Origin of the sequence: Kitasatospora sp. NPDC086791 (assembly GCF_040685975.1) — a bacterium.
In the GTDB taxonomy this organism is placed as follows: Bacteria; Actinomycetota; Actinomycetes; order Streptomycetales; family Streptomycetaceae; genus Kitasatospora.
The window spans coordinates 233,945-243,546 of sequence record NZ_JBFBOC010000011.1; the positions used below are offsets into that span (position 1 = coordinate 233,945).

Annotated in this window: 1 protein-coding gene; it reads left to right on the forward strand. The window is 74.8% G+C overall.

Features of this window, described 5'->3' with window-relative positions:
* Positions 1-816 precede the first annotated feature (816 nt).
* Positions 817-9,602: SDR family NAD(P)-dependent oxidoreductase (locus tag AB0Q99_RS18250; protein ID WP_363572888.1), on the forward strand; the 8,786-nt coding region annotated here is incomplete at its 3' end.

The window sequence follows — 9,602 nt, forward strand, 5'->3', positions numbered from 1 at the left end:
TTCGGGCACCGGGTGCCGGGCGCGAACGGCCGGGAACGATGCACGGATCGGTGACAGCTGGGTTGTGTGCCGCCGGGGGCGGTGGCGCTTCGCGATCGTCTCGAAGTCGATGGGGGTCGAACGGTTCAGCCGGAGCTGTCGGCGGCGCCGGTGGTCGGTTCGCTCGATCCTGGGTCGTGACCGCCGCGCGGAGGTTTCCCGGGTGGCCGGATGACGGTCGAGGACGTTCTTCTGCGCGAGTGCGAACGGGATTCTAGGGCGTTGTCACCGGCGGCGTCGACGGTGCCCATGAACCCGGCCCGGTCGTGGCGGTGCAGGGCATGGACGCGTTTCCGTGACCGCACCGGCAGCACGGGACGGATCTCGCCACGGTGCCCCTGTCACGCAGGCGCATGCCAGGCATATGACGTTGTGATGTGCTTCGTTTGAGCCAGCCTTCGCCTGGCCTATGGCGATGGCGTGATGTTGCTGCCATCCTCGTTTGCGCGGCGGGACGATCATCGCCTCGCCCCCCACGCTCAGCTCACCAGCGCGTCTTCCTCGAAGAGCGTCGCCAACGCTGTCGCTTTCGAGAACCGCTCCACTGATCCAGGCGCCCGAAGCGCGGTCGAGTCCGGGTTCGGATACCACCGGGTCGCCGGGCTGCCCGCGCGCGCTCGATGCTCCGGCCGCTCGCGCGGCGGGAGCCGCACCATCGGGACTGCTACGGAAACACCCCGCCTTCCTTCATTCCCCGGCTCACGAGGTGTCGATGTGATGCGCTTCCCCCTGGATCCGGACGCGGATCGTGTCGCTGTCATCGGAATGGCGGGCAGGTTGCCGAAAGCCCCGGATCCGGAGGCGTTCTGGCGACTGCTGTGCGACGGGGCCGACGCGATCACCGCGCCGCCCGTGGGCCGGCAGGGCGTACGGCACGGCGGCTACCTGGACCGGGTGGACGGCTTCGACGCGGCGTTCTTCGGGGTGTCCCCCCGCGAGGCCGCCGGCATGGACCCGCAGCAGCGGCTCATGCTCGAACTCGCCTGGGAGGCCCTGGAGGACGCCCGGATCGTGCCGGGCACGCTGACGGGCGGCCCGACGGGGGTGTTCGTCGGCTCGATGTGGGAGGACTACACGTCCCTGGCCTACCCCGGTCACATCACGCCGCACACGCTGACCGGCACCAACCGGGGCGTCATCGCCAACCGCGTCTCGCACTTCCTCGGTGTGCGCGGACCGAGCATGACGGTCGACACGGCCCAGTCGTCGGCGCTGGTCGCGGTGCATCTGGCGGTCGAGAGCCTGCGCCGCGGCGAGTCGGCGCTCGCCCTGGCCGGCGGTGTGAACCTCAACCTGACCGCCGCCCGCGAGGAGGGAGCGGCGGAGTTCGGCGGCCTGTCCCCGGACGACCGCTGCTTCACCTTCGACGCCCGGGCCAACGGCTTCGTCCGCGGCGAGGGCGGCGCCTTCCTCGTCCTGAAACCGCTGGACCGGGCCCTGGCCGACCGGGACCGCGTCTACGGTGTCATCCGGGGCAGCGCGGTCAACAACGACGGCGCCACACGGAGCCTGACCGTGCCCAGCGCGCAGGCCCAGGAACAGGTCATCCGCGAGGCACTGGCCCGCGCCGGCGTGCGTCCCGCGGACGTGCAGTACGTGGAGCTGCACGGCACCGGCACCGCTGTCGGCGACCCCGTCGAGGCCGCCGCCCTCGCGGCCGCCTACCGCGACCCGACCGAGTCCGGCGACGCCGACAGCGCCCTGCGGGTCGGATCCGCCAAGACGAACGTCGGCCACCTGGAAGGCGCCGCGGGCATCGTCGGTCTGCTCAAGGCCGTCCTCAGCGTGTACCACCGCGCACTGCCGCCGAGCCTGAACCACGTAACCCCCAACCCCGGCATCCCTCTCGACGCGCTGGCGCTGCGGGTCCAGACCGCTCTGACCCCCTGGCCGCGGCCGGACGTGCCCCTGCTCGCCGGCGTGTCGTCGTTCGGCATGGGCGGCACCAACGCGCACGTGATCGTCGAGCAGGCGCCCGACGCGGCCGCGCCGCCGGCCCGGCGGCCCGCCCCCGAGGCCCGGCCGGCGCCGTGGATCGTCACGGCGCGGACCAAGCAGGCGCTCCGAGCGCAGATCGAGCGCCTGCGCGAACACGTGCGCAGCCACCCGGACCTGACCGACGCCGAGGTCGCGCACGCACTGGCCACCACCAGAACCCGCTTCGCGCACCGCGCGGTCCTGCTCGACTCCGTCCAGGTCGCCGTCGGCCGGGCCGGCACCCCGGGCCGTACCGTCTTCGTGTTCCCCGGCCAGGGCGCGCAGTGGGTCGGCATGGGCCGGGAGCTGTACGCCGCGTACCCCGCCTTCCGGGCCGCCATGGACGACTGCGCCCAGGCCCTGGCCCCGTACACCGACTGGTCCCTGGCCGATGTCCTGGACGGCGCCCCGCTCGACCGCGTGGACATCGTGCAGCCCGCCCTGTTCGCGGTGATGGTGTCCCTGGCGGCACTGTGGCGCTCCTTCGGTGTCGAGCCCGACGCGGTGGTCGGCCACTCGCAGGGCGAGATCGCCGCGGCGTACGTCGCGGGCGCGCTGTCGCTGTCCGACGCGGCCCGGATCGTGGCACTGCGCAGCCGCGCGCTGGTGGCGCTGACCGGCCGGGGCGGCATGGTGTCCGTGGCCCTGTCCGCCGAGCGGGCCGAGGACTACGTGTCGCGCTGGGGCGGCACGCTGACGGTCGCCGTGGTCAACGCCACCGGCTCGGTCGTGGTGTCCGGCGACCCGCAGGCCCTGTCCGAACTGGTCGAGTCCTGCGCGGCGGACGGTGTCCGCGCACGCGTCGTCCCGGTGGACTACGCCTCCCATTCCGCGCACGTCGAGGCGATCCGCGAGCGGCTGCACACCGAACTGGACGGTGTGCGGCCGCGGCACGGCACCATCCCGTACTACTCCGCGGTCACCGGCGGCCTCCTCGACGACACCACGGAGCTCGACGCCGGCTACTGGTACCGCAACGTGCGCGAGCCGGTCCGCTTCGACCTGGCCACCGCCGCACTGCTGGCGGACGGGCACGACGTCGTGGTCGAGGTCAGTCCGCACCCGGTGCTGCTGCCCGCCCTCGAACAGATCCTGGAACAGGCCCGCGAGCGGACCGGCGTGCCCGGCGTCGCCACCGGCACGCTGGGCCGTGACCGGGGCGGGCCGGACGTCTTCCTGACGGCGCTGTCCCGGCTGTTCGTGGCCGGCGTGCCGGTCGACTGGTCCCCGGCCGTCGCCGAGGCCGCGCCGGTCGACCTGCCCACGTACGCGTTCCGACGTCGTTCGTACTGGCTGCCCGAAGCGACCGCCGGGCACACGCACGCAGCGCAGACCGCCGCGCCCGGCCGGCCGGACGGCGGCCCGGAGACCTGCGGCACCGGGGCGGGCGGCACGGACACGGGCGACCCGGAGTCGGGCACCACGGTCGACGCGGCCGCCGTGGTCACCGCGCAGATCGCGCTCGTGCTGGGCCACGAGAACCCCGCGGACATCGATCCCGTGCTCACCTTCAAGGACCTCGGCTTCGACTCGGTCACCGGGCTCGAACTGCGCAACCGCCTGGCCGGCGCCCTGGATCGGCACCTCCCCTCCGGTCTCGTCTTCGACCACCCGACGCCCGCGGAGCTGATCGACTGGCTGCGCACCGGCCCCGGCGACCGGCCGGCCCCCGCCGCCCAGGCCGCCCACGACGACCCGGTCGTCATCGTCGGGATGGGCTGCCGCTTCCCCGGCGGGGTGGCCTCGCCGGACGACCTGTGGCGGCTCGTCGCGGAGGGCGCGGACGCGATCGGCGACTTCCCGGACGACCGCGGCTGGGACCTGGGCGGCCTGTACGACCCGGAACTGCGCGGCGCGGGCACCACGTACATCACCCGGGGCGGGTTCCTGGAGGCGGCGGCCGGCTTCGACGCTCCGTTCTTCGGCATCTCGCCCCGCGAGGCGCTCGCCATGGACCCACAGCAGCGGCTCGTGCTGGAGACGGCCTGGGAGACGTTCGAGCACGCCGGGATCGACCCGGCCTCGCTGCGCGGCAGCCACACCGGCGTGTTCACCGGCGTCTGGTCGTCCGGCTACGCGACCGGGCCGGGCCTGCCGGAGGACCTGGAGGGCTACCTGTTCACCGGCGTCGCGACCAGCGTCACGTCCGGCCGGGTCGCCTACCACCTCGGGCTGCGCGGTCCGGCGCTGTCCGTGGACACCGCCTGCTCGTCGTCCCTGGTCGCCGTCCACCTGGCCGCCCAGGCCCTGCGCGCGGGCGAGTGCTCGCTGGCGCTCGCCGGCGGTGTCACGATCATGGCGACACCGCTGGGCTTCACCGAGTTCTCCCGCCAGCGCGGCCTCGCGGCGGACGGCCGCAGCAAGCCCTTCGCCGCCGCGGCCGACGGCACCAGCTGGGCCGAGGGCGCCGGCTTGGTGCTGCTGGAACGCCTGTCGGACGCCCGCCGCAACGGTCACCGGGTGCTGGCGGTCGTCCGGGGCTCGGCGGTGAACCAGGACGGCGCGTCGAACGGGCTCGCGGCGCCGAACGGTCCGTCGCAGGAGCGGGTGATCCGTCAGGCGTTGGCGAACGCCGGGTTGGAGGCGTCCGAGGTGGACGCGGTGGAGGCCCACGGCACCGGCACCACCCTCGGCGACCCCATCGAGGCCCACGCCCTGCTGGCCGCCTACGGTCAGGACCGGGACGAGCCGTTGTGGCTGGGGTCGGTGAAGTCGAACATCGGCCACACCCAGGCCGCCGCCGGCGTCGCGGGCCTGATCAAGATGGTCATGGCGATGCGGCACGGCGAACTGCCGCGAACCCTGCACGTGGACGCCCCCTCCCCGCACGTCGACTGGGCCTCCGGCGGCGTCCGGCTGCTCACCGAGGCCCGGCCGTGGCCGGAGCACGGGCACCTGCGCCGCGCCGGCATCTCGGCCTTCGGCATCAGCGGCACCAACGCCCACCTGATCATCGAACAGTCCTCCGACCCGGACCCCGGCCACCTTCCCGAACCCGCCGGCCGGGCCGCCCCCACCGCCTGGCTGCTGTCCGCGAAGACCGACGCCGCGCTGCGCGCCCAGGCCGAGCGGCTGCACGCGTACGCGACCGCCCACCCCGACGTCCCGGCCGCCGCGATCGGCCGCGCACTGGCCGCCCGCACCCGGTTCGAGCACCGGGCCGCGGTGGTCGGCGCCGACCGGGGCGACCTGCTGTCCGGCCTGGCCGCGCTCCGGGCGGGACTGCCGGGACTGCCGGGACTGCCGGCCCGTACCGGTGGGGCCGTGTTCGTCTTCCCCGGACAGGGGGCGCAGTGGGCGGGCATGGGCCGTGACCTGTACGAACAGTCCGAGGTCTTCCGCGCCGGCATCGACGCCTGCGCCGCCGCCCTGGCCCCGTACACCGACTGGTCGCTGGTCGACGAACTGCGCCACGGCTCGCTGGACCGCGTCGACGTGGTGCAGCCGGCCCTGTTCGCCGTCATGGTGGCGCTGGCCGACCTGTGGCGGTCCTACGGCGTGCAGCCGGACGCCGTGGTCGGCCACTCCCAGGCGGAGATCGCCGCCGCGTACGTCGCCGGCGCGCTGTCGTTGCGGGACGCCGCCAAGGTCGTGGCGTCACGGTCCAGGGCACTGGCCGTCATCGCCGACCGGGGCGGCATGGTGTCCCTCGCGCTGTCCCTCGAACAGGCTGCCGGCTACCTGGCCCGCTGGGGCGAGCGGCTGACCACCGCCGTGGTGAACGGACCCGCGGCGGTCGTGGTGTCCGGTGGCCTCGACGTGCTGGACGAGCTGCTGGCCGCCTGCGAGGCCGACGGCATCCGCGCCCGCCGCCTGCCCGTCGACTACGCCGCCCACTCCGCGCAGGTCGAGGCGATCCGCGAGCAACTGCTCACCGAACTGGCCGACATCACGCCCCACTCGGCGGCGATCCCGTTCTACTCCACGGTCACCGGCGAGCCGGTCGACACCTCCGCCCTCGACGCCGGCTACTGGTACCGCAACCTCCGCGAACCCGTACGGTTCGACCTGGCCACCGCCCGGCTCACCGCCGACGGCCACGACCTGTTCCTGGAGGTCAGCCCGCACCCGGTGCTGGTGCCCGCGCTGGATGTCGCCGCCACCGGAACGCTGCGCCGCGATCACGGCGGCCTCACCGAGTTCCTCGCCGCGGCGGGACGCCTCTACGCCGCCGGAGCCGACGTCGACTGGACTCCGGTCCTGCCCCGCACCGCACCCAGGGCGGACCTGCCCACGTACGCCTTCCAGCGCGAGCCCTACTGGGTGACCGCGACCCCGCCGGTGCGTGACGACTGGCGGTACGAGGTGGCATGGGCGCCGATGAGCGGTACCGCGGCCCCGGTGGACCCGGATCGCTGGCTCGTCCTGGCCACGACCGGGCACCCGTGGGCCGAGGCCCTGCGCGAACGTGGCTTCGCGGTGGCCGACACCTGGGACGCGGCCGACACCGGGGACGCCCGGCCCGGGCCGGACGGTGTGCTGTCGCTGCTGGCGCTGGACGAGGAGCCGCACCCCGACCACCCGGTGCTCCCGGCGGGTCTGGTCCGCACCCTGGATCTGGTCCGCACCCTGGACCCGGTGCGCAGACTGGACCCGGTGAGGACGGCGGCCGTCCCGCTGTGGTGCGCGACCAGCGGCGCCGTGAGCACCTCGGGCACCGACCCGGTCACCAGCCCGGCCCAGGCCCTGGCGTGGGGCACCGGCGCGTCCGCGGCGCTGGAGTTCCCGCACGGCTGGGGCGGCCTGGTCGACCTTCCCGCCGTGCCCGACGAGGAGAGCGTGAACGCGCTGCTCGTCGTGCTCGCCGGCACGGGCGAGGACCAGGTGGCGATCCGCGGCACCCGGCGCTTCGCCAAGCGGCTGCGCCGCAAGGTCTCATCGGGCCCGGCCGCGCGGCCCTGGCGGCCGCGGGGCACGGTGCTGGTCACCGGCGGCACCGGCGCGCTCGGCGGACATGTGGCCCGCCGCCTCGCGCGGCAGGGCGCGGAGCACATCGTGCTGGCCGCCCGCCGCGGCCCCGACGCACCGGGCGCGGCCGGCCTGCGCGACGAACTGGAGGCAGCCGGGGCGCGGGTGACCGTGGCGGCGTGCGACGTGGCCGACCGGGACGCCCTGCGGGACCTCGTCGAGCGCGTCGGCGACATCGGCGCGGTCTTCCACACCGCCGGCGTGATCAGGGCGACCAGGCTGGCCGACACGACACCGGCGGAGTTCGCCGAGGTCATCATGGCCAAGGTCGCCGGGGCGGCGAACCTGGCGGAACTCCTGCCGGACCTCGACGCCTTCGTCCTGTTCTCTTCCACCGCGGGCGTGTGGGGCGACGGCCACGGCGCGGCTTACGCCGCCGGCAACGCCTTCCTCGACGCCCTGGCCGCACAGCACCGCGCCCAGGGCCGCGCCACGACCTCCGTCGCGTGGGGCATCTGGGCCGAAGGCGGCATGGCGGCCCTGGAGTCCGTGCAGCGCCAGCGCACCCTGCTCGGCCTCGGCGAACTGGACCCGGGCCGGGCACTCGACGCGCTGCAGGACGTCCTCGACCACGACGAGGCCCTCGCGGTCGTCACCGAGGCCGACTGGGCACAGTTCGCCCGCGCCTACACCCACGCGCGGCCGAGCCGGCTGCTGCGGGACCTGCCCGAGGCCCACCGCCGGCCGCAGGCCCCCCGACCCGCGCCCCCCGCCGGCGGCACCGACCTGCTGGAGCTGATCACCACCCACGTCGCCGGGGTGCTGGGACACGCCACCCCCGAGCGGCTCGACCCCCGGCAGGCGTTCAAGGACCTGGGCTTCGACTCACTGACCGCGGTGGAACTGCGCAACCGCCTGACCGCCGCGCTCGGGGTGAGACTGCCCGCCACCCTCGTCTTCGACCACCCCACCCCGGCACGGCTGGCCGCCCACCTGTCCGGCGAGTCCGGCGAGCAGGACGCGCCGCAGGCCCCGGCCCCGGCCGCGACGGACGAGCCGATCGCGGTCATCGGCATGGGCTGCCGCTTCCCCGGAGGCGTCGGCACCCCCGAGGACCTGTGGCGGCTGGTCGCGGACGGCGTGGACGCGGTCGGCGACTTCCCGGCCGACCGGGGATGGGACATCGACCGCCTGTACGACCCGACGGGAAGCCGCCCCCGCACGTCGAGCACGTCCCAGGGCGGCTTCCTCGACGCCGCCGGCGACTTCGACGCGGCGTTCTTCGGGATATCGCCCCGCGAGGCGCTCGCCATGGACCCGCAGCAGCGCATCCTGCTGGAGACCGCGTGGGAGACCATCGAGTACGCCGGTATCGACCCGACCACGCTGGAGGGCACACCCACCGGCGTGTTCACCGGCATGTGGTCCACCGGCTACGCCGCCGGGCCGGTCCCCGACGACCTGGAGGGCTACCAGGTCACCGGCACCGCGTCGAGCGTGGGGTCCGGCCGGCTGGCGTACCAGCTGGGCCTGCTCGGCCCGGCACTGTCCCTGGACACCGGCTGCTCGTCGTCCCTGGTGGCCCTGCACCTGGCCGCTCAGGCGCTGCGCTCGGGAGAATGCTCCTTCGCCCTGGCCGGCGGCGTCACCGTCAACGCGGCACCCACGCTGTTCACCGAGATGTCCCGGCAGGGGGCGAGCGCGCCCGACGGCCGCAGCAAGTCCTTCGCCGCCGCGGCCGACGGGGCGGGCTGGGCCGAGGGCGCCGGCCTGCTGCTGCTGGAACGCCTGTCCGACGCCCGCCGCAACGGCCACGAGGTGCTGGCCGTCGTCCGCGGCTCCGCCACCAACCAGGACGGCGCCTCCAACGGGTTGACCGCGCCCAACGGTCCCTCCCAGGAGCGGGTGATCCGTCAGGCCCTCGCCAATGCCGGGTTGGAGGCGTCCGAGGTGGACGCGGTGGAGGCGCACGGCACGGGGACGACGCTCGGTGACCCCATCGAGGCGCAGGCGCTGTTGGCGACGTACGGCCGGGACCGGGTGGAGCCGTTGTGGCTGGGGTCGGTGAAGTCCAACATCGGGCACACGCAGGCCGCCGCCGGCGTGGCGGGTGTGATCAAGATGGTCATGGCGATGCGGCACGGTGAACTGCCGCGGACCCTGCACGTGGACGCGCCCACCCCGCACGTCGACTGGGCCTCCGGCGCGGTCCGCCTGCTCACCGAACCGGTCGCCTGGCCCGGGACCGGGCGGCCCCGGCGGGCCGCCGTCTCCGCCTTCGGCATCAGTGGAACCAACGCCCACGTCATTATCGAGCAGAGCATCCTCGAACAGCCCGCCGAGGCCGACTCCGCCGCGCCCTCTCCCCGGGGCCGCGCGGATGACCAGGTCCTCTGGCCGCTGTCGGCCAGGTCCGAGGTGGCGTTGCGGGAGCAGGCGCGTCGGCTGGGCGCCTTCACCGCCGTGCATCCCGAGGTGAGCCCGGCGGCGGTCGGGGGCGCTCTGGCTGCCCGCACCGTGTTCGAGCACCGGGCCGTGGTGGTGGGCACCGCCACGGCCCTGGACGCCCTGGCCGGGGGCGGCACGGCGCCGGGTCTGGTCACCGGGACGGCCCGCCCGGTGGGTCGGTCGGTGTTCGTGTTTCCGGGGCAGGGTGCGCAGTGGGTGGGTATGGGTGG